Source organism: Pseudomonas sp. SP16.1 (assembly GCF_052682975.1).
The window spans coordinates 4,357,135-4,374,603 of the sequence record NZ_JBQYFZ010000001.1 but is presented as its reverse complement, the minus strand read 5'-3'; the positions used below and the strand labels follow the sequence as shown (position 1 = coordinate 4,374,603).

The 17,469-nt window shown below is 65.0% G+C and carries 17 protein-coding genes; 10 read left to right on the top strand and 7 right to left on the bottom strand.

Features of this window, described 5'->3' with window-relative positions:
- The 5 genes from ACUTAF_RS20640 to ACUTAF_RS20620 all read left to right on the top strand — a co-directional run bounded on the left by ACUTAF_RS20640 (position 1) and on the right by ACUTAF_RS20620 (position 5,925).
- The gene (locus ACUTAF_RS20640; protein WP_445581719.1) at positions 1–3,243 is read left to right on the top strand and encodes a phospholipase D-like domain-containing protein; all 3,243 of its coding nucleotides are present in this window, start codon (positions 1–3) and stop codon (positions 3,241–3,243) included.
- On the top strand, positions 3,240–4,388 hold the full coding sequence (locus ACUTAF_RS20635) for a T6SS immunity protein Tli4 family protein (RefSeq protein ID WP_445581718.1): 1,149 nt from the start codon (positions 3,240–3,242) through the stop codon (positions 4,386–4,388). The genes ACUTAF_RS20640 and ACUTAF_RS20635 overlap by 4 nt, the downstream gene beginning before the upstream one ends.
- 22 nt (positions 4,389–4,410) lie before the next feature.
- Positions 4,411–4,767 (top strand): hypothetical protein, encoded by a 357-nt coding sequence (locus ACUTAF_RS20630; protein ID WP_445581717.1) that lies wholly within the window; start codon positions 4,411–4,413, stop codon positions 4,765–4,767.
- A 136-nt stretch (positions 4,768–4,903) separates the two neighbouring features.
- Complete coding sequence (locus tag ACUTAF_RS20625; protein ID WP_445581716.1) at positions 4,904–5,563, top strand: glutathione S-transferase family protein; 660 nt, start codon at positions 4,904–4,906, stop codon at positions 5,561–5,563.
- A gap of 140 nt (positions 5,564–5,703) precedes the next feature.
- On the top strand, positions 5,704–5,925 hold the full coding sequence (locus ACUTAF_RS20620) for a hypothetical protein (RefSeq protein ID WP_445581715.1): 222 nt from the start codon (positions 5,704–5,706) through the stop codon (positions 5,923–5,925).
- Between the two features lie 58 nt (positions 5,926–5,983).
- On the opposite strand, the gene ACUTAF_RS20615 is transcribed toward ACUTAF_RS20620, so the two are convergent.
- From ACUTAF_RS20615 to purE, 5 genes are all read right to left on the bottom strand, one after another.
- On the bottom strand, positions 5,984–6,520 hold the full coding sequence (locus ACUTAF_RS20615) for a DUF3299 domain-containing protein (protein ID WP_445581714.1): 537 nt from the start codon (positions 6,518–6,520) through the stop codon (positions 5,984–5,986).
- Positions 6,521–6,599: 79 nt separating this feature from the next.
- Positions 6,600–6,845: a GlsB/YeaQ/YmgE family stress response membrane protein gene (locus ACUTAF_RS20610; protein ID WP_445581713.1), complete on the bottom strand. Its 246-nt coding sequence runs from the start codon at positions 6,843–6,845 to the stop codon at positions 6,600–6,602.
- A gap of 65 nt (positions 6,846–6,910) precedes the next feature.
- Complete coding sequence (locus ACUTAF_RS20605) at positions 6,911–7,675, bottom strand: substrate-binding periplasmic protein (RefSeq protein WP_445581712.1); 765 nt, start codon at positions 7,673–7,675, stop codon at positions 6,911–6,913.
- Between the two features lie 55 nt (positions 7,676–7,730).
- Positions 7,731–8,816, bottom strand: a complete 1,086-nt coding sequence (locus tag ACUTAF_RS20600; RefSeq protein ID WP_445581711.1) for a 5-(carboxyamino)imidazole ribonucleotide synthase — start codon at positions 8,814–8,816, stop codon at positions 7,731–7,733.
- Between the two features lie 4 nt (positions 8,817–8,820).
- Entirely contained in the window at positions 8,821–9,312 is a 492-nt protein-coding gene (purE, locus tag ACUTAF_RS20595) for a 5-(carboxyamino)imidazole ribonucleotide mutase (RefSeq protein ID WP_445581710.1), read from the bottom strand.
- 347 nt (positions 9,313–9,659) lie between these two features.
- On the opposite strand from purE, the gene ACUTAF_RS20590 reads away from it, so the two are divergent.
- The 3 genes from ACUTAF_RS20590 (at position 9,660) to ACUTAF_RS20580 (ending at position 13,113) form a co-directional block, all read left to right on the top strand.
- On the top strand, positions 9,660–10,652 hold the full coding sequence (locus ACUTAF_RS20590) for an AraC family transcriptional regulator (RefSeq protein WP_445581709.1): 993 nt from the start codon (positions 9,660–9,662) through the stop codon (positions 10,650–10,652).
- Between the two features lie 274 nt (positions 10,653–10,926).
- Positions 10,927–11,955: a histone deacetylase family protein gene (locus tag ACUTAF_RS20585; RefSeq protein WP_445581708.1), complete on the top strand. Its 1,029-nt coding sequence runs from the start codon at positions 10,927–10,929 to the stop codon at positions 11,953–11,955.
- A gap of 63 nt (positions 11,956–12,018) precedes the next feature.
- Positions 12,019–13,113, top strand: a complete 1,095-nt coding sequence (locus ACUTAF_RS20580; protein ID WP_445581707.1) for a polyamine ABC transporter substrate-binding protein — start codon at positions 12,019–12,021, stop codon at positions 13,111–13,113.
- A gap of 30 nt (positions 13,114–13,143) precedes the next feature.
- Here ACUTAF_RS20580 and ACUTAF_RS20575 read toward each other — a convergent pair whose 3' ends face one another.
- The gene (locus ACUTAF_RS20575) at positions 13,144–14,121 is read right to left on the bottom strand and encodes a GlxA family transcriptional regulator (RefSeq protein WP_445581706.1); all 978 of its coding nucleotides are present in this window, start codon (positions 14,119–14,121) and stop codon (positions 13,144–13,146) included.
- 306 nt (positions 14,122–14,427) lie between these two features.
- Here ACUTAF_RS20575 and ACUTAF_RS20570 point away from each other — a divergent pair, with 306 nt between their 5' ends.
- Positions 14,428–15,111, top strand: a complete 684-nt coding sequence (locus tag ACUTAF_RS20570) for an alpha/beta hydrolase family protein (RefSeq protein WP_445581705.1) — start codon at positions 14,428–14,430, stop codon at positions 15,109–15,111.
- A gap of 127 nt (positions 15,112–15,238) precedes the next feature.
- Here the strand turns inward: ACUTAF_RS20570 and ACUTAF_RS20565 are convergent, their stop codons facing one another.
- Positions 15,239–16,141 carry a LysR substrate-binding domain-containing protein gene (locus ACUTAF_RS20565; protein ID WP_445581704.1) on the bottom strand — a complete coding sequence of 301 codons (903 nt, stop codon included), beginning with the start codon at positions 16,139–16,141 and terminating at the stop codon, positions 15,239–15,241.
- 188 nt (positions 16,142–16,329) lie between these two features.
- Between ACUTAF_RS20565 and ACUTAF_RS20560 the strand changes: the two genes are divergently transcribed.
- A complete protein-coding gene (locus ACUTAF_RS20560; protein WP_445581703.1) occupies positions 16,330–17,127 on the top strand; it encodes a substrate-binding periplasmic protein in 798 nt (265 codons plus the stop codon).
- Positions 17,128–17,469: the final 342 nt, after the last annotated feature.

The following is a 17,469-nucleotide window of genomic DNA, read 5'->3' as shown; positions in this document are numbered from 1 at the left end:
ATGGCAACTGACTCTGCCTACAACGGCGTTCGTGCAAAGGAACTCAACCAGATCAACACCCAGGAGGGAAAGGCCTATGCGGCGTATTCCGCCCCGGACTTCTTCCTGAATGGGACGAATCTGTTCGCGCCCAAACGCACGGGTAATCAGGTTCGTTTCTTCACGACCGGGAGTGATTACTTCAAGGACGTCGCAGCCTCCATCGACCAGGCTAGTCAATGCATTTTCATCACGGGCTGGCAGGTCAACTACGACGTGTTGCTCGATGGCAAGCGCAGTCTCTGGCAGTGCCTGCACCAGGCTCTCAAGCGCCAGCCAGCCTTGAAGGTTTATGTCATGCCCTGGTTGAGTCCCTCTGGCAGCCTCGGTACTTATGACTTCGAGACCATGCTGGCCATCTTCCAGCTCAATGCGGGCCTGGCTGGCGGCCCTCGCGCCTTCTGCACACCGGCTATCCAACAAAGCGATATGAAGGGGCTCGGCGTTGCATTTTCTCACCACCAGAAGTCAGTTGTAGTCGACAACCGCATCGCCTATGTCGGGGGCATTGACCTCGCCTACGGACGACGTGATGACAATAACTTCAGCCTGGACGCCAGTAGCAGGCAAGGTAACGATGCCTACAATCCAGGGCTGCCGAAGCTGGGCTGGATGGATCTGGACAAACACGTCAGTTCGATGGGGTTGATGATGGCCACGCTATTCGATCTGTCCAAGCCGGTATCGGAGACCAGCCTCATTCCGCTTAGCAGGAGTACGGCTCTCAACGGAGTGAGCCGTATCGCGGACTTTTTCCGCAGTCCTCCGTTCTCCGCTCTGCAATGGCTAAATCGCGCCAAAAACAGCGCCCAAGAAAATCTCGATGAGGGCTTTGAACGGCTCAGTGCTGCCCAGCGGCAGATGGTTGGGCAAAGCATCCAAGCGATGGCCAGGCTGATCGATGACAATCTCGATACTGTTCCCATGGCCGAGGAGTTGAAGCTGCGCCTGCAAGCATGGTTGCAAGAGCTGCGCGAGGCGGCCGGCAATCTTTATGAGTCATTGCGCATCAAGAGCATCGAGCTGATCAGCCAATGGATGAGTGAAACCGAACTCGGGCGCGTTCTGACCGTTCTTAGCGGCAAGAGCTTCGAGGATATTCCTGGCACATATCGGGAGAGCACCAACGAGTTGGCCAGCTCGATGCTCTGGTTCATCTATCACCTACTGCAGGAACGCTCGGGGCAGCACCTGGAACCCTATACCTATCTGCACGATAAGCCGCAGCCACTGGCCTCGCCGGACAACGGCCGTTTGGCGGAGGATCAGCCTCGTATGCCATGGCAGGATGTGCACTGCCGAATCGAAGGCCCCTCCGTCTATGACGTGGCGCGTAACTTCATCGACCGTTGGAACGGGCAGCAAGCCTATCTGGCCGATACGCCAGCGCTGCAGGACACCACGCTGGTGCGTAACCTACTGGGGGCAGTCGTACTCTGGCTCAATACCTTGGTCAGTGATATCGGCCTCGGTCGTTTTGGCGTCGGACTCAAGGTGAGCGACGCTCCACGCCTGAATTTTCCCAAACCACAACCTGTATGGATCAACGCTTCCGAGCAGTTACCCACGGCCCCTGCCGTACAACCTGGCGGCATGAGCGTGCAGGTTCTGCGCAGTGCCTCCAGCCGAATGACCCAACAGGAGCAGCTGGGGCGTAGCAAGGCGGGGGTCAACTTACCCTTGCCGGCGGGTATCGACACTGGCGGTGTGCAGGCCAACTGCAAGGCGGCAATGCTGCAGGCCATCTCCAGCGCGCAGCACTTCATCTATATCGAGAACCAGTTCTTTCAGAGCGCCTATGGTGAAAAGCGCGAAATATTTGATGATGCTCCGCTTTCCGGCCCGATGGCCACGCTACGTGACCCTGCCAGCCTGCGTCAGGACTACGTCGCTCGCGTGCGGTTGCGTGAGGCGCTGAAAGCCGAGGACATCTGGCAACTGGACTGGAAAGAAATCGATGCCATCGCTAAGGAGCCCAGTACCGAGGCGCGCCAGTTCCTGAAAAGCCTGCAAGCCATGTGGGGCGTCAATGCCCAGGGCTGGCTCACCCATAAACTGGGCGATGCGCAGGAGGGCCTGCTCAACGAGATTGGCGAAGCCTTGGCCAATCGAATCGGGCGTGCCATCGATGAAAAGCGCCCGTTTCACGTCTACATGATTCTGCCGGTGCATCCGGAGGGCGCGTTGAACGTCCTCAATATCATGCACCAGGTCACGCTCACTATGCAGAGCCTCGTTTTTGGCGAGAACAGCCTGATCAAACGTATCCAGAAGCGCATGGCTCTACGCGAACTGCTGGACCGCAAGGTGAGCCGCACAGAGGCTCTCAAGATCATAGAGCGCAAGGACGCGAACGACCGGCCTGTATACGAACAGCAGGATTGGAGTCGCTACCTGACCCTGCTCAATCTGCGCACCTGGGAAAGTCTGAAGGGACGTGTGGTCACCGAACAGATCTATGTGCACAGCAAGCTGCTGATCGCCGACGACCGTGTGGCTATCCTCGGCAGCGCCAATAACAATGACCGTAGTTTGCTGGGTACGCGAGACTCCGAACTGGCAGTCATCGTGCGCGACAGCTCGCCGGTACAGGCCAGGCTCGATGGTAAGCAGCCACATACCGTCGGCAAGGCCGTGCACCAGTTACGGGTCGATTTGTGGAAAAAGCACTTTGGCTTGTCCATGACTGGTGACTCATCCGGTGTCAGCCCCGCCTCTGGGCTGGCGCAGTATCTGGAGCAGCCGGCGGCGGAGGAAGCGTGGAAGGCGATACAGGCGCGCGCGCAAACGAATACGGACTTTTACAACGGCTCTTTTGACTTCATTCCGCAAAATATCAGCCAGGTGCAGCCGCGCAAAACACCGGAAATGACCGGCTATCCGGACGGATTCCCCACTTCGACCTGGCCTACCTGGGCTTACCGTGATTTGGACAATATTGATCATGGCGGAGAACTGCTGGAGCCTATGCCACATGAGGAGCGCTTCTGGCGTTCTAACACCCTGGTTGCCGTCAATACCTTCTCTCCCCCCGTTGGTGTGCAAGGCTTTATCTGCGCCTTGCCCGTCAACTGGACGCGGGGTGAGAACAACGACTCTGGTATCAACCTGAGCATCCTGGCTCAGACCTTTGAGCATTCCGAACGTGATCGTGCACTGGCGCAGGTTGATAACGGTCGTAAAGAAGAGAGCCGCCGCACATGAAAAGCTTTTTCCAGTACCTGAGCCTTGGCCTGATGATTCCTGCAGGCTTGGCTCTGGCCGATGCGCCGCGGCAGGAGTGCCTTGGACGCATTACTTTCGACGTGCCGGAAGAAATACAGTGGGCAACTTATAGTGCTCAACGTACCAACAGAATTACTGATGGGGGGGGAGGGCATATATTTACCCCTAAAGTAACGGCCAAAGGGGATGTGGGCAGTTATGACTATGACGGTCTGACTATTCGCGTGAGTGATATTGTCGAGCGTGATACCTTCGATGGTGCTGCTAGGTATATCAAGGGTACGGCTCGCTTGTATCAAGAGGAGCTGATAAAAGAGGCGGCCAGAAAAAAAAATGCGCTTGAGGAGTTAAAAGAGCTTGATAGAAAGGAGAACACAGAAATAACCAGGGAGGCTGTAGAGCGATTTGCGAAAAACATAGAAGAAGTCGAACGCAAGATCCCTCTAACCAAAATCCACGAATACGACCTCGGCATTCCCGACGCCTATTTCCTAGGCGGGTATCTCGCTCCTGGCAAAGCCTTGCTCTGGCGCAACAACCGCGTCTACTACTTCGCCTTTTCCAAAGCCGGCCCCGGTTCCGCCGAGCGTATCAAGGCATTGATGGCGCGCTTTCAGCCGCGTGAGCTGTACGAGGTGCCCAAAGGCCCCGGCTTCTGCTTCCCCTACGGCTTTATCGCCGACGATGGCAAGACCGCCTACAGCATCAAGAACAGCCTGCGCTTTACCAAAACGCCCAATGTAATCTTCACCCTGCTCACGGCCTCGGCCAACGACCCCTGGCAGACCCGGCCCACGCTGGGCACCTACGACAGCGACTACCACCCCGGCTATGACTCGGAGAAATGGCGGAAGACCTCATTCATCGAGCGCATCCAGCTCGGCAAGCGCCTGGCCGGCCTGGAGGGCTGGCGCCTGGATCCCAAACCGGGTTCCGGTGAGCAGGAACGGGCCTGGTTCGCCCTGGCGCATCGGGGCGGAACAGGCTCACCCTTGCTGGCGGTGCAGATGTTCACCTTCCAGAAAGGTACCGACGACCTGACCGAGCTGACCCCGCCGCCTGAAGAAGTCATCCCGCGCTTCAAGAAGTTGAGCGAGAGCATCAAACAACGCAAGGCGAACTAACCAGCTCTGACGGGCAGTCCTCATGAACACTTGGTTTACTCGGTTGAAAGTTCTTTGGGCTATTGTGTCGGGCGTAGTGGTGCCCCTGATCTTGACGGTCGGCCCCGTCGTCTACGGGGGAAAGTCTTTTATCGGCACTGCTATTTTCTTCGTGGTGGCCGCAGGCCTTCCCTTCATCAATCAGATTTCGGTCATCACGCGACTATGTTTGGTTATGGCCGTTATAGGTACAAGCCTGATTTACGATGATCCCTATCGTTGGCCAGAAGGATTGTTGCTGACTCTCGGAGTGCCATTAACCATGTACTTCGTCCTGCGCGGCACTGTCCGTCTGGTATGCAGACTGGGTGCTTCAATTCGAGGGCTGCGAGTGAAGTAAGGCGGCCATCTCGGCAAAGAACGGCTAAAGCTCTGATCGCTCTCGGGTATTACCTGTTTTCAAGCATTCCAATGCATCAGGGAAAGTCGGGCTACCCTTGCGCAGGCAGGTGGCTATCGGACAAGAGGATCTCGTCATGTCGCTAGTGCTCTACGGGCATCCCTTTTCTTCCTACACGCAGAAGGCGCTGATCGCCCTCTACGAGAACGCTACGCCGTTCGAGTTCCGCTGCATCGGGCCGGAAACGCCCGAGCATTCGGCGCAGTGGTTGCGCTTGTGGCCGCTGCGCCAGTTTCCGCTGCTGGTCGATGGCGAGCGCAGCGTCGCCGAGACGAGCATCATCATCGAGTATCTGCAGCTCGCCCATGGCGGGCCCGAGCGGCTGCTCCCCGACGATCCGTTGGCGGCGCTGGAGGTGCGCTTTCTCGATCGCTTCTTCGATCTGCATGTGATGAGCCCGGTGCAGCAGGCGGTCGGCGGGGCGCTGACAGGCGATGCGGCGAAGCGCCGAGACGCCCTGGCCGGTACGGTGGAAAAGCTCGAACGCGCCTACGCCTGGCTCGAGGGGCAGCTGGGCGAGCGGCCGTGGGCGGCGGGCGCGGCGTTCACCCTGGCCGACTGCGCGGCGGCGCCGTCGCTGTTCTACGCCGACTGGACGCACCGCATCGCCGACGCCTATCCGAGAGTCAGGGCCTATCGTGCGCGTTTGCTGGCGCGTCCCTCGTTCGCTCGCGCGGTGGAGGAGGCGCGCCCGTACCGTTCGCTGTTTCCGCTCGGCGCACCGGAGCGGGATTGATCCGCCTGCGCGCCGCGGTCGTTGCCTCGCAGAACCCCCAGGCGATTCACGGTCCAGCGCATTCCAGGCGGGTAGTTGCCGCCGCCCAGGCTCTTGCCAGGAAGCCTCGCGATGTCCAGTCCCTTGCCCCATGCGCTGCCGTGCGTCCCTATCTCTGCGGCCCCATGGAGCTGCTGGAGATGGTCGAGCAGGTTTTCGCCGCCGAGGAGATCGAGCGGCATGAGCTGGGTCCCCAGAGCGTGCATGTCGAGCTGCGCATCGGCGATGCGCTGCTGGTGATCGAGGCGGGAGAGCTGCCGCCCGAGGTCAGTGCCTGGGTCGACTCGCTCTATGTGTACGTGGAGGACGTCGACGAGGCGTAACGACGCGCCCTGGCCTTCAGTGCGCGGCCGCTGGCGGCCGCTCCGGGTGCCGCCCCGATCAGTCCAGATCTTCGTCGGTCACCAGGCGCACTTCGCCGGCGTCCATGGCATAGGCGGCGTCGGCCAGGTCGTTGCTGACCTTTTCCACCTTCAGCGTGCCGCTGACCCACAGCGGCGCGTAGATATCCTCGAGCGCGATGCCCTTGGGGTAGCGCACCAGCACCAGCTGGTTGGGCGGCGGTGGCGGGACGTGAATGCAGGCGCCGGGGTAGGGCACCAGGAAGAACAGGGTGCTGTTGCCCTTGTCGTCGCTTTCCAGCGGCACCGGGTAGCCGCCCAGGCGCATGGCCTGGCCGTCGAGGGCGGCCACGGTCCTGGTCGAGTACATCACCGCCGGCAGGTCCTGGTCCTGCTGGCGCAGGCCGCCCGGGGTATAGAAGGTGCTGTCGCCCTCCGGCCCCTGGTGCTGGAGCTCGGGCATTTCTTCGAGCGCCTGGCGGTCCTCGGGCGGCATCAGGTCGAGCCAGTCGGTTTCCGGCAATTCGGCATGGGCCAGGGTGGTGAACAGCAGCAGGGCGAGCAGCAGGTGGCGCATGGTGGGGCGGGTCTCGTGACGGCGGAGGCGATCGGAGCCGGCAAGGGCTAGGCGTCCCCCCGGCTCCTACCAAGGGCGCTTAGCCCTTCTTGATCGCGCTGTAGATTACCAGCAGAACGACGGCGCCGATCACCGCGCCGATAAAACCGGCCGCCTGGCCGGCCTGGTAGATGCCCAGCGCCTGGCCGCCGTAGGTGGCGGCGATGGAGCCGCCGATACCAAGCAGGATGGTCATGATCCAGCCCATGCTGTCGTTGCCCGGCTTGAGCAGGCGGGCGAGCAGACCGACGATCAGGCCGATGAAAATGGTGCCGATAATGCCCATTGGCGTGTCTCCTTGAGTGGGTCGCGGTGGCGACGTGCCTGATATCGGACAGGCGCAAGGAGGCCTCAGTTCGCCGCGTCGGGTGGCGCGACGCCGTAGCGGTGGTAGATCAGGGCGATTTCTCCCTGCTCGCGCATGCGCTCCAGCTCGCCGGCCAGGCGCTCGTAGAGGTCGCGACGGTCGCCGCGGTAGCGCTTGAGCGAGGCGCCGAAGTGGTTGCCGAGTGTCTGTTCGTGGACGTAATGGGCGTAGCCGTAGTCGCGCAGCTGCAGGGCGGCGAACTGCGCCTCGATGGCCGCCGGGTCGAGGATGGCCAGGGCGTCCAGGCGTCCGGCGCGGAACATGGCGGCGAGCTGCGCGTCGTCGCTGGCGAATATCCGGCGCAGCTGGTCGTCGCTGTCGAAGGGCTGGAAATAGGCGGTGCCGCGTTTGACCCCCACGTTCAGCCCGTACAGATCGGCATATTCGGCCAGTTCGGCCTCGCGTCCGGTACGGACGATGAAGCGAATGCTCAGGCGCTGGCTGCCGATGCTCGGCAGGTAGTGGATATAGGCGCGGCGTTCCTCGGTGAGCAGCACCCGCGGCACCAGATCGACACGCCCCGAACGCAGGTCGTCGAGGCTGCGCAAAAAGGGCGCCTGGCGCCATTGCAGGCGCACGCCGAGGCGTTGCGCGGCGGCTTCCAGAACGCTGATCAGCGGGCCGCTGGGCAGGCCGTCGACGGCGCGCATCTCCGGAGGGCGTTCGCGAAAGTCGACCCGCAGTACCTCCTCGGCGCCAAGACAGATCAGGCTGAACAGCAGGGGAAGCAGGGCGAACAGATGCTTCATGAAGGGGCTCTTGGGCGACGGCCATCGTCCAAGAGCTTAGTCGTCAAAAGCCGTCTCAGCCTTTGGCGATCAGCGCCTCGACTGCGGCGATGCCGGCCTCCAGTGCGGCGCGATCGGCACTGCGCAGGGTGGCGTGGCCGACCTTGCGGCCGGCCTTGAAGGCCTTGCCGTAGTGGTGCAGATGGCAGTCCTTGATTGCCACCACCTCGCTCACCGCCGGCACCGTGCCGATGAAGTTGAGCATCGCGCTTTCGCCCAGCTTGGCGGTGGAGCCCAGCGGCAGACCGGCGACGGCGCGCAGATGGTTCTCGAACTGGCTGCACTCGGCGCCTTCGATGGTCCAGTGGCCGGAGTTGTGCACGCGCGGGGCGATCTCGTTGGCCTTGAGGCCGCCGTCCACCTCGAAGAACTCGAAGGCCAGCACGCCGACATAGTCGAGCTTCTCCAGCACACGGCCGACGTAGTCCTCGGCCAGCGCCTGCAGCGGGTGTTCGCTGCTGGCCACGGACAGGGCGAGGATGCCGCTGTCGTGGCGGTTGTGCACCAGCGGGTAGAAGCGCGTTTCGCCGTCGCGGGCGCGCACGGCGATCAGCGACACCTCGCCGGTGAAGGGCACGAAGCCCTCGAGGATGCACGGCACGCTGCCCAGCTCGGCAAAGGCGCCGGTCACGTCTTCAGGCTTGCGCAGCACCTTCTGGCCCTTGCCGTCATAGCCCAGGGTGCGGGTCTTCATCACCGCCGGCAGGCCGATGGCGGCTACCGCGGCGTCCAGGTCGACCTGCGACTGGATATCGGCGAACTCGGGCGTGGGAATGCCCAGCTCGCGGAACATGGACTTCTCGAACCAGCGATCGCGGGCGATGCGCAGGGCCTCGGCCGACGGGTAGACCGGCACGAACTGGGAAAGGAAGGCCACGGTCTCGGCCGGCACGCTCTCGAACTCGAAGGTCACCAGGTCGACCTCGTCGGCCAGCTGGCGCAGGTGATCCTGATCGCCGTAGTCGGCGCGGATATGCTCGCCGAGGGCCTGGGCGCAGGCGTCCGGCGCCGGGTCGAGGAAGGCGAAGTTCATCCCCAGTGGGGTGCCGGCCAGGGCCAGCATGCGGCCCAGCTGGCCGCCGCCAATTACACCGATCTTCATCGCATCAGGCCTCGCGCGGGTCCGGGTTGTTCAGCACTGTCTCGGTCTGCTCGTCGCGGAACTGCTTGAGCGCCGCGTGGAACTGCGGATGCTGGTGACCGAGGATGCTGGCGGCGAGCAGGGCGGCATTGACCGCGCCGGCCTTGCCGATGGCCAGGGTGGCGACCGGGATGCCGGCCGGCATCTGCACGATCGACAGCAGCGAGTCGACGCCCGAGAGCATCGACGACTGCACCGGCACGCCGAGCACCGGCAGGTGGGTCTTGGCCGCACACATGCCCGGCAGGTGCGCGGCGCCGCCGGCGCCGGCGATGATCACCTGGATGCCGCGTTCCTCGGCCTGTTCGGCGTACTGGAACAGCAGGTCCGGGGTGCGGTGGGCGGACACCACCTTGACCTCGTAGGGAATGCCCAGCTTGTCCAGCATCTCGGCGGTGTGGCTAAGGGTGGACCAATCGGACTTGGAGCCCATGATCACGCCAACCAGTGCGCTCATCGTCGTGCCTCTTCTCTCGGGCGCCTCGCGGCGCATCAACTGTCGGCGCCTGGCGGCGCGTTAACTATCGGCGCCCGCGGGCGCGGCAAAAACCAACAAGCCACGCGGGCTGCCCAGCGTGGCTTGTAGATGACGGGTGGCCGGGTGCTGCCGGCCGAAGGCCGCGAAGTATAACGCAAAGCCAGGCGCGGCGGGCACCGGCCATGACCGTTTGTCATGTGCCGCTCGGCTCGCGACACCGGCCGGCCGGGATATCCTCGGTGGTGCTGCGGTTCCGGTCCGGGAGCCAAGAGCGGCGCGGCAGGTTTCTTGCATTCTTTCGCCTGTCTGCACCACCGGAATGCCCCATGCTGCACGCACCACTGACCACCCTGCATGTGGTCGCCCTGATCCTGCAACGCTTCGCCGACCAGCCCGAGCTGATTCCCCGGCTGCTCGAAGGCAGCGGCATCGCCGCGGACGAGCCGGGCGGCGGCGCCAACCGCATCACCCGCGTGCAGGAGCTGCAGGTGTGCGCCAACGCCCTGGCCCTGCGCGCCGATCTCGGCCTGGAGCTGGGGCGCAGCCTGCATGTGTCGTCCTACGGCCTGCTCGGTTACGCCGCGCTCTCGGCTGCCACCTTTGGTGACGCCTGGCGCCTGTTGCTGCAGTACCCGGCGCTGCTCGGCACCTACTTCGACCTGCAACTGCGGGTCGAGGGCGGCCTGGCCTGGGTCAGCGCCGGCGACTACCGCGACGCCGCCGAACTGGAGGTGTTCAACGTGGAGATGTGCCTGGCCTCGCTCAAGCTGATCGGCGACGAGCTGCTCGGCCAGCCGCTGCCGCTGGCGCGCGCCGAGTTCAGTTACGCCGAGCCGCATTACGTGGAGCGCTACGGCCTGAGCTTCGCCTGCCCGCTGCGCTTCGCGGCCGGGCGCAATGCCTTCGCCTTTCCCGCCGAGCTGCTGGCTCGGCGCCTGCCGCTGGCCGACCCGGTGACCCACTGCGAGGTGGTCGAGCGCTGCCGCCGACAGAACGCCGAGTTCACCAGTCGCCAGGCCTGGCTGGAGCGGGTGCGCCAGCTGCTTGCCGCCCAGCTGGCCGAACCGCCCGGGCTGGAGAACCTGGCGCAGCAGCTGCACTGCTCACCGCGCACCCTGCGCCGCCACCTGCAGGAGCTGGGCACCAGCTACCAGGGCCTGCTCGACGAACTGCGCTTCGAGCGCGCCAAGACCCTGCTCGGCCAGCAGGGCTGGCCGGTGTACCGCATCGCCGAGGTGCTCGGCTTCAGCGAGACCGCCAGCTTCCGTCATGCCTTCCAGCGCTGGAGCGGCGTGCCGCCGAGTCGCTTTCGTGCGTAGCGCCGATGGCATTCGATCGAGCGTAGGGTGGATGACGCTCTATCCATCCACCAGGGCCGTCCGGGGAAGAGAGCGCCATGCACGGAAATCAATCGGGGCAGATGGCGGTGCGCACGGCGCACCCTGCGGCGTCGCCGTCGCTACGCGGCGTTAGAAATCGCTCCCGGCAATTTTTTTGGCCACTTCGATCCCCTTTTGGCCATTGCCAGCGTTTTCCGCCGGGGCGCTGCGGGCGAACAATTGCGGCACAACGACAAGCCTGGAGCCGCTTCGCATGCTCACCTACTACAGCGACGACCATCACCTGCACCACGGCAAGTGCGAGCTGATCGACGGGCAGCTGATGCCCTGCTTCGAGAAGCCGCAGCGCGCCGACCATATCCTGCAACGGGTAAAGGATCGCCGGCTGGGCGAAATCCGCGCGCCCAAGGATTTCGGCCTGGCGCCCATCGAGCGCATCCACAGCAAGGCCTACCTCGATTTCTTTCAGGGTGCCTGGGCGCGCTGGCAGGCGCAGGGCGGCCAGGGCGACCTGCTGCCCTTCACCTGGCCGGCGCGCACGCTACGGCGGATGATCCCCAACGACCTGCACGGCCAACTCGGCTACTACAGCTTCGACGGCGGCGCGCCGATCACTGCCGGCACCTGGCAGGCGGCCTACAGCGCCGCGCAGGTGGCGCTCAGCGCTCAGCGGGAAATCGCCAACGGCGCGCGTGGCGCCTTCGCCCTGTGCCGGCCGCCAGGCCACCACGCCGCCGGCGACCTGATGGGCGGCTACTGCTACCTGAACAACGCCGCCATCGCCGCCCAGGCCTTCCTCGATCAGGGGCGCAGCAAGGTGGCCATCCTTGATGTCGACTACCACCACGGCAACGGCACCCAGGACATCTTCTACCGCCGCGGCGACGTGCTGTTCGCCTCGATCCACGGCGACCCGGCCGAGGAGTTCCCGTTCTTTCTCGGCTATGCCGACGAGCACGGCGAGGGGGCCGGCGAGGGCTGCAACTTCAACTACCCGCTGCCCATGGGCAGTTCCTGGGAAGTGTGGAATGCCGCGCTGGAGCAGGCCTGCCGGCGCATCGCCGAATACGGCGCCGAGGTGCTGGTGGTGTCGCTGGGCGTGGACACCTATATGGAAGACCCGATCTCGCAGTTCAAGCTGGACAGCCCGGACTACCTGGCCATGGGCCGGCGCATCGCCGCGCTGGGCCTGCCGACGCTTTTCGTCATGGAAGGCGGCTACGCGGTGGAGGCCATCGGCGTCAACGCGGTCAATGTGCTGGAAGGCTTCGAGGGCGCCTGAATGGCGCCTCGTCTGCGGTCAAGAACCTGCCAAACAAGAGCAACATTTCAGGGGTGAGAAACGATGAAAGCCATCAAACAGATGCTCGGCGCCGCCCTGTGCGGCGCCATCCTGCTCAGCGGCGCGGTGCAGGCCAAGGAGCTGCGCGTGTACAACTGGGCCGACTACATCCTCCCGGAGGTGCCCAAGGACTTCCAGAAACAGTCCGGCGTGCAGATCACCTGGGACACCTTCGAGACCAACGAGGCGCTGGAGGCCAAGCTGCTCACCGGTAACTCCGGCTACGACCTGGTGATCCCGTCCAACCAGTTCCTCGAAACCCAGATCAAGGCCGGCGTATTCGCCCCGCTGGACAAGTCCAAGCTGCCCAACTGGAAGAACCTCGACCCGGTGCTGCTCGGCCTGCTGGAGAAGAACGACCCGGGCAACCAGTACGGCGTGCCCTACATGTACGGCACCGTGCTGCTCGGCTACAACCCGGACAAGGTCAAGGCCGCGCTCGGCGAAGACGCCCCGGTCAACAGCTGGGATCTGGTGTTCAAGCCCGAGTACATGGAGAAGCTGAAATCCTGCGGCGTGGCCATGCTCGACTCGCCCACCGAGATCATCCCCATCGCCTTGCACTACCTGGGCCTGGACCCCAACAGCGCCAACCCGGCCGACTACGACAAGGTCACCGAGCTGCTGCTCAAGGTGCGCCCCTACGTGGCCTACTTCCATTCGGCCAAGTACATGACCGACATCGCCAACGGCGACATCTGCGTGGCCATCGGCTATTCCGGCAGCTTCTACCAGTTCGCCAACCGCGCCAAGGAAGCCGGCAACGGCGTGGTGATCAACTGGCGCCTGCCCAAGGAAGGCGCGCCGATCTGGTTCGACACCTGGGCCATCCCCAAGAGCGCGCAGAACGTCGACGAGGCCCATGCCTTTATCAATCACCTGCTCGAGCCCCAGGTGATCGCGCCGATTAGCGATTTCCTCGGCTACCCCAACCCCAACGTGCCGGGCATGCAGCTGGTGGGCGCGGAAATCGCGAACGACCATGACCTGACGCCGACGCCGGAGCTGCAGAAGTCGCTGTACGTGGTGCAGCCGCTGCCGCAGAAGATCGAGCGCGTGCGCACGCGCGCCTGGACCTCGATCAAGTCGGGCAAATGAACGGCGGCCGGGCGGGTCGCTGGCGGGCGTTCAGGCCGGGCGGTTGAAGCGTCGCCGGTAGGTGCCCGGCGACAGGCCGACGCGTTCCTTGAACAGGCGGCGGAAGGAACTGCCGTCCTCGTAGCCGACCTGCTGGGTGATGCGCTCGAAGTTCTCCTGGCTGGCTTCCAGCAGGTGCTTGGCCCGCTCCAGCCGTAGGTTCTGCAGGTACTGCACCGGCGTCTGCCCGGTGGCGTCCTTGAAGCGGCGGATCAGATGGCGCGGGCTCAGGGCGAAGCGCGCGGCGACCTCGTCGAGGGCAATGCGCTCGGCACTGTGCTTCTCCAGCCAGATCTGCACCCTGAGCACCTCGGCGTCCTGGTGCGCCTTGTTGAACGAGGCGCTCATGTAGGGCGTCTGCAGGCGCTCGGCGCTGTCGACCAGGAGCTTCTTCGAGCACTCGATGGCCAGCTGCGGCGAGGCGAAGCGGCGGATGATGTGCAGCAGCAGGTCGCTGCCGGTGGTCGAGCCGGCCGAGCACAGCAGCTGGCCGTCGTCGGTGACGCTACGCTCGGTCTGCAGCTGCACCCGCGGAAAGCGCCGGGCGAACTGCTCGCTGAAGATCCAGTGGGTGGTGGCGCGGCGTCCGTCGAGCAGGCCGGCCTGGGCGGTGACGAAGGCGCCGGTGCACATGCTGGCGATGTAGCTGCCCTGCGCATGGCGCTCGCGCAGCCAGGCGCTCAGCGGCTCCAGGGCCGGCAGCACGCCGAGTATGTTGAACATGAAGCCGGGCACTATCACCAGATCGCTGTGCGGCACCTCGCCCAGCGCCCGCTGCGGGGTCAGGCGCAGGCCGCCGGTGCACTCGACCGGGGCGCCGTCGAGGGAGGCGCTGTACACCTCGAACGGGGTCGCCGCCGGGTCGCCGGTGAGAAAGCGCTGCAGCACGTTGGCGCATTCGAGAAACTCCAGCGCCGCCGAGACGCTGGTGGCCGAGCAGCGCTCGGCCATCACCACCGTGACCTTCATCCTTCCCGCCCCGCTGGCGGAATTATCCGCCTGTTATTGGTCGTTTTTGCCCATGGTGAGGCGCCGCCGCGCTTCCTAGCATGGCCTCACCCGGGCGCACTGGCGGCCCGCGACCCATCAGGCAGGAGAATAGCGGCGATGAAACATACAGCCTACCGGCTCTTCAAAAAACCCTTTTTCGGACGTTTCATGAAGCCCTGGCGCTGGCCCGAGCAGGTCGATGCAGCACGTTGACAGCGCCTGGCGCTGACCAGCGAATCGGGGGCCAACCTGGCCGCGCTGCTGGGCGAGGCGCGCGCGGGGCAGGTGCGCGGCGCGGTGCTGCTGTGTCACCCGATGGGCACCGCGGCCAAGGGCTTCTGGCTCAAGCACGGGCATGCCGAGCTGCTGCGCGCGGCCGGTTATCACGTGATGCTGTTCGACCTCAACGGCTTCGGCGAGAGCAGTTCCACCACCATGGACTACCCGCTCGACGTGCTCGCCGCCGGCCAGGCGCTGCAGGCGCGCTTCCCGGACCTGCCGGTGGCGCTGCTCGGCGCCTCGATGGGCGCGGCCATGGGCCTGTGCGCCCTGGCGCTGGCGCAGCATCCGTTCAAGGCGGCGGTGCTGGAGTCGGCCTTCCCCACCCTGCTGCACTTCTGGCGGCCCTATCCGCTGCCGCGCCTGGGCATCCAGCTCAGCCGCCTGCTCTATCCGGCCGGCGAGCGGCGCCTGCGCCCGCTGCATGCCGCGCGGCGCCTGGTCGGCCGCCCGCCGCTGCTGCTGATCTACGGCGAGGAAGATCGCCACACTCCGCTCGCGGACGGCCAGCAACTGTACGCAGCGCTGACCGCCACCACCCATTGCGAGTTCTGGCAGGTGCCGGGCGCCGAGCATACCCTGGCCTATGTCGCCCAGCCGGAGGCCTATGCCCGGCGGGTGCTGGAGTTCCTGGACGGCCGGTTGGGTGTCGCGGCATTGTCGCCATCCGGCCGCACCGGAACGCTATGACGCGGGGTGTCGAGCATTCCGGTCGCCCGCGGTGCGCACGGCCTAGGCGGCCCCGCGACACCCTACGGATGGACCGCGGCCCCGCAGGGTGCGCCGTGCGCACCGGGCATCCGACTCTCCCCGCGCCCTACATGGCCAGACCACCCTCCAGCTTGCGCCACAGCAGCCTGACCGCCGCCTTACGCACCAGGGCGCAGCGGTACAGGCGGATCTCCAGCGGCGCCTGCCAGTGCTCGCCGCCACAGATGGCCAGCTCGCCGCGGGCCAGCTCGGCGGTCACCGACAGCCGCGGCACCCAGGCCACGCCCATGCCTTGCAGGGCCATGCTCTTGAGGCTGTCGGCCATGGCCGTTTCGTACACCGTGGTCGAACGCAGCGCGCGCTGGCGCAGCAGCAAGTTGACCGAGCGGCCAAGGAAGGCGCCGGCGCTGTAGGCCAACAGCGGCACGCTCTGCCCGTCGTCGAGGTCGTACAGCGGCGCGCCGGCCTCGTCCACCGCACATACCGGCAGCATCGAGGTGCTGCCCAGGTGCAGCGAGGGGAAGATCTGCGGGTCCATCTGCAGCGCGGCGTCCGGGTCGTAGTAGGCGAGGATCAGGTCGCAGGCGCCCTCGCGCAGCGAATGCACCGCCTCGCCGACGTTGGTCGCCACCAGCCGGGTGTTCAGCGGCAGGCCCTCGCGGCGCAGACGGGCGATCCACTCGGGGAAGAAGCCCAGGGTCAGCGAGTGGGCGGCGGCGATCTGCAGCACCTCGCCCTGCTGGCCCTCGATGTTGTGCAGGTGGCGCACCACCTCGCCGAGCTGCTCGACCAGGCTGCGCGCGGTGACCAGGAACAAGCGGCCGGCCTCGGTCAGCTCGATGGGCGTGCAGCTGCGGTCGACCAGGGTCAGGCCGAGCATCGCCTCCAGGCTGCGGATGCGCCGGCTGAACGCCGGCTGGGTGACGAAGCGCTTGTCCGCCGCCTGGGAGAAACTACGGGTGGCGGCCAGGGCGATAAAGTCCTCCAGCCATTTGGTTTCCAGGTTCATCGATTGCGCGGCTTCTCTCGTAATGGACCAGCAGCGGTACACCGGTCGCTGCCTGGCCGCTCGGCGGCTACCGGGTCATCCTGCCTTAAGCGCTAGCCGCGCACCATAGCCTGGCGGCGTGCCCCTTGCCCGCCATTGCCGCTACAATGCCGCCCAAACAACAAGAAGTACCTTGAGGAGCCGAAATCATGGAGAAGTTGCGCCGCGCTTTCCTGCTGGTTGGCCTGGTCCTGGGGTTCACCGCTACGGCGCATGCCGAGCTGCCCGATCACTACCGGATCATCCTGCAGACCGAGAATTTCCCGCCATTCAGCATGGCCCCGGGCAACAAGCGCTTCGCCCGCGGCGATGACATCCAGGGTATCGGCGCCGACACCGTGCGCGACATGTTCCAGCGCGCCGGCATCGCCTACAGCATGACCCTGCGTTCGCCCTGGAGCCGGATCTACGGCGACACCCTGAAGTCGCCGAACCATGGCTTGTTCTCGGTCGTGCGCACTGAGGAGAACCGCGCGCAGTTCAAGTGGGTCGGCCCGCTCGCGCACTACGAACGCGTGCTGCTCAGCGCGGCGGACAACCAGCTGCGGCTCGACAGTCTGGAGCAGGCCAAGGCTTACAGAGTCGGGGTGTACCGCAACGGCGCCCTGAATGCCTACCTGGAAAGCCAGGGGCTGAGCGTCGACAGCGCCCTGAACGAGCAGGACAACCTGCAGCGCCTGCTCAAGGGCGACATCGACCTCTGGGCCACCGCAGAGCCGGCATGGCGCTATTACACCAAGCAGTTGGGTGTGGCCGGGCTGAAGACCGCGCTGACCCTCAACACCGCCGAGCTGTACCTGGCGCTGCACAAGGACACCCCCGACGAGGTGGTCGAGCGCCTGCAGCAGGCGATGAACGAGATCATCGCCGAGGGCTACAGCGGCTGCAGCAAGACCCCCGAGTTCTGCTACCTGATCCGCAACCGGGCGATCCCGAGCGGTTCCTAGCCGCCCTGCCGCAGAGCCAGCGCGAGCCGTGGCAACGGCTCGCGCCGAGCGGCCCCGAGGGCCTCGCCAGTTCAAACCCGCATGACCCTGCCGGTTCACGCCTCCCGGCGTCATCGCCGCATTGGGCCGCGCGTCACTTGCCTCATCCGCCCTGCGCCGGTCGAACTCCCTGGCCCGGATGCAATTCGGGGAATGGCCTGCCTCCCGGTCCCGGATCAGCTCCGGGCTACACGTCCGAATAGGTAAGGACGTCACGCCTGAATTATGCCGATTGTGCATAGGGCAGCAAGCAACGGCATTGGTCGGGATAGGGGCTGAGCCCATAGTCTATGGGCATCGCGG

What these genes read in the sequence shown, in the direction of transcription:
- ACUTAF_RS20610 (WP_445581713.1), bottom strand. Translation starts at nt 6,845, where the DNA reads ATGGGCATTATCGGCACCATTTTCATCGGCCTGATCGTCGGTCTGCTC.
- purE (WP_445581710.1), bottom strand. Translation starts at nt 9,312, where the DNA reads ATGAGCGCACTGGTTGGCGTGATCATGGGCTCCAAGTCCGATTGGTCC.
- ACUTAF_RS20615 (WP_445581714.1), bottom strand. Translation starts at nt 6,520, where the DNA reads ATGCGCCACCTGCTGCTCGCCCTGCTGCTGTTCACCACCCTGGCCCAT.
- ACUTAF_RS20575 (WP_445581706.1), bottom strand. Translation starts at nt 14,121, where the DNA reads ATGAAGGTCACGGTGGTGATGGCCGAGCGCTGCTCGGCCACCAGCGTC.
- ACUTAF_RS20580 (WP_445581707.1), top strand. Translation starts at nt 12,019, where the DNA reads ATGAAAGCCATCAAACAGATGCTCGGCGCCGCCCTGTGCGGCGCCATC.
- ACUTAF_RS20635 (WP_445581718.1), top strand. Translation starts at nt 3,240, where the DNA reads ATGAAAAGCTTTTTCCAGTACCTGAGCCTTGGCCTGATGATTCCTGCA.
- ACUTAF_RS20590 (WP_445581709.1), top strand. Translation starts at nt 9,660, where the DNA reads ATGCTGCACGCACCACTGACCACCCTGCATGTGGTCGCCCTGATCCTG.
- ACUTAF_RS20565 (WP_445581704.1), bottom strand. Translation starts at nt 16,141, where the DNA reads ATGAACCTGGAAACCAAATGGCTGGAGGACTTTATCGCCCTGGCCGCC.
- ACUTAF_RS20560 (WP_445581703.1), top strand. Translation starts at nt 16,330, where the DNA reads ATGGAGAAGTTGCGCCGCGCTTTCCTGCTGGTTGGCCTGGTCCTGGGG.
- ACUTAF_RS20625 (WP_445581716.1), top strand. Translation starts at nt 4,904, where the DNA reads ATGTCGCTAGTGCTCTACGGGCATCCCTTTTCTTCCTACACGCAGAAG.
- ACUTAF_RS20585 (WP_445581708.1), top strand. Translation starts at nt 10,927, where the DNA reads ATGCTCACCTACTACAGCGACGACCATCACCTGCACCACGGCAAGTGC.
- ACUTAF_RS20640 (WP_445581719.1), top strand. Translation starts at nt 1, where the DNA reads ATGGCAACTGACTCTGCCTACAACGGCGTTCGTGCAAAGGAACTCAAC.
- ACUTAF_RS20600 (WP_445581711.1), bottom strand. Translation starts at nt 8,816, where the DNA reads ATGAAGATCGGTGTAATTGGCGGCGGCCAGCTGGGCCGCATGCTGGCC.
- ACUTAF_RS20605 (WP_445581712.1), bottom strand. Translation starts at nt 7,675, where the DNA reads ATGAAGCATCTGTTCGCCCTGCTTCCCCTGCTGTTCAGCCTGATCTGT.
- ACUTAF_RS20630 (WP_445581717.1), top strand. Translation starts at nt 4,411, where the DNA reads ATGAACACTTGGTTTACTCGGTTGAAAGTTCTTTGGGCTATTGTGTCG.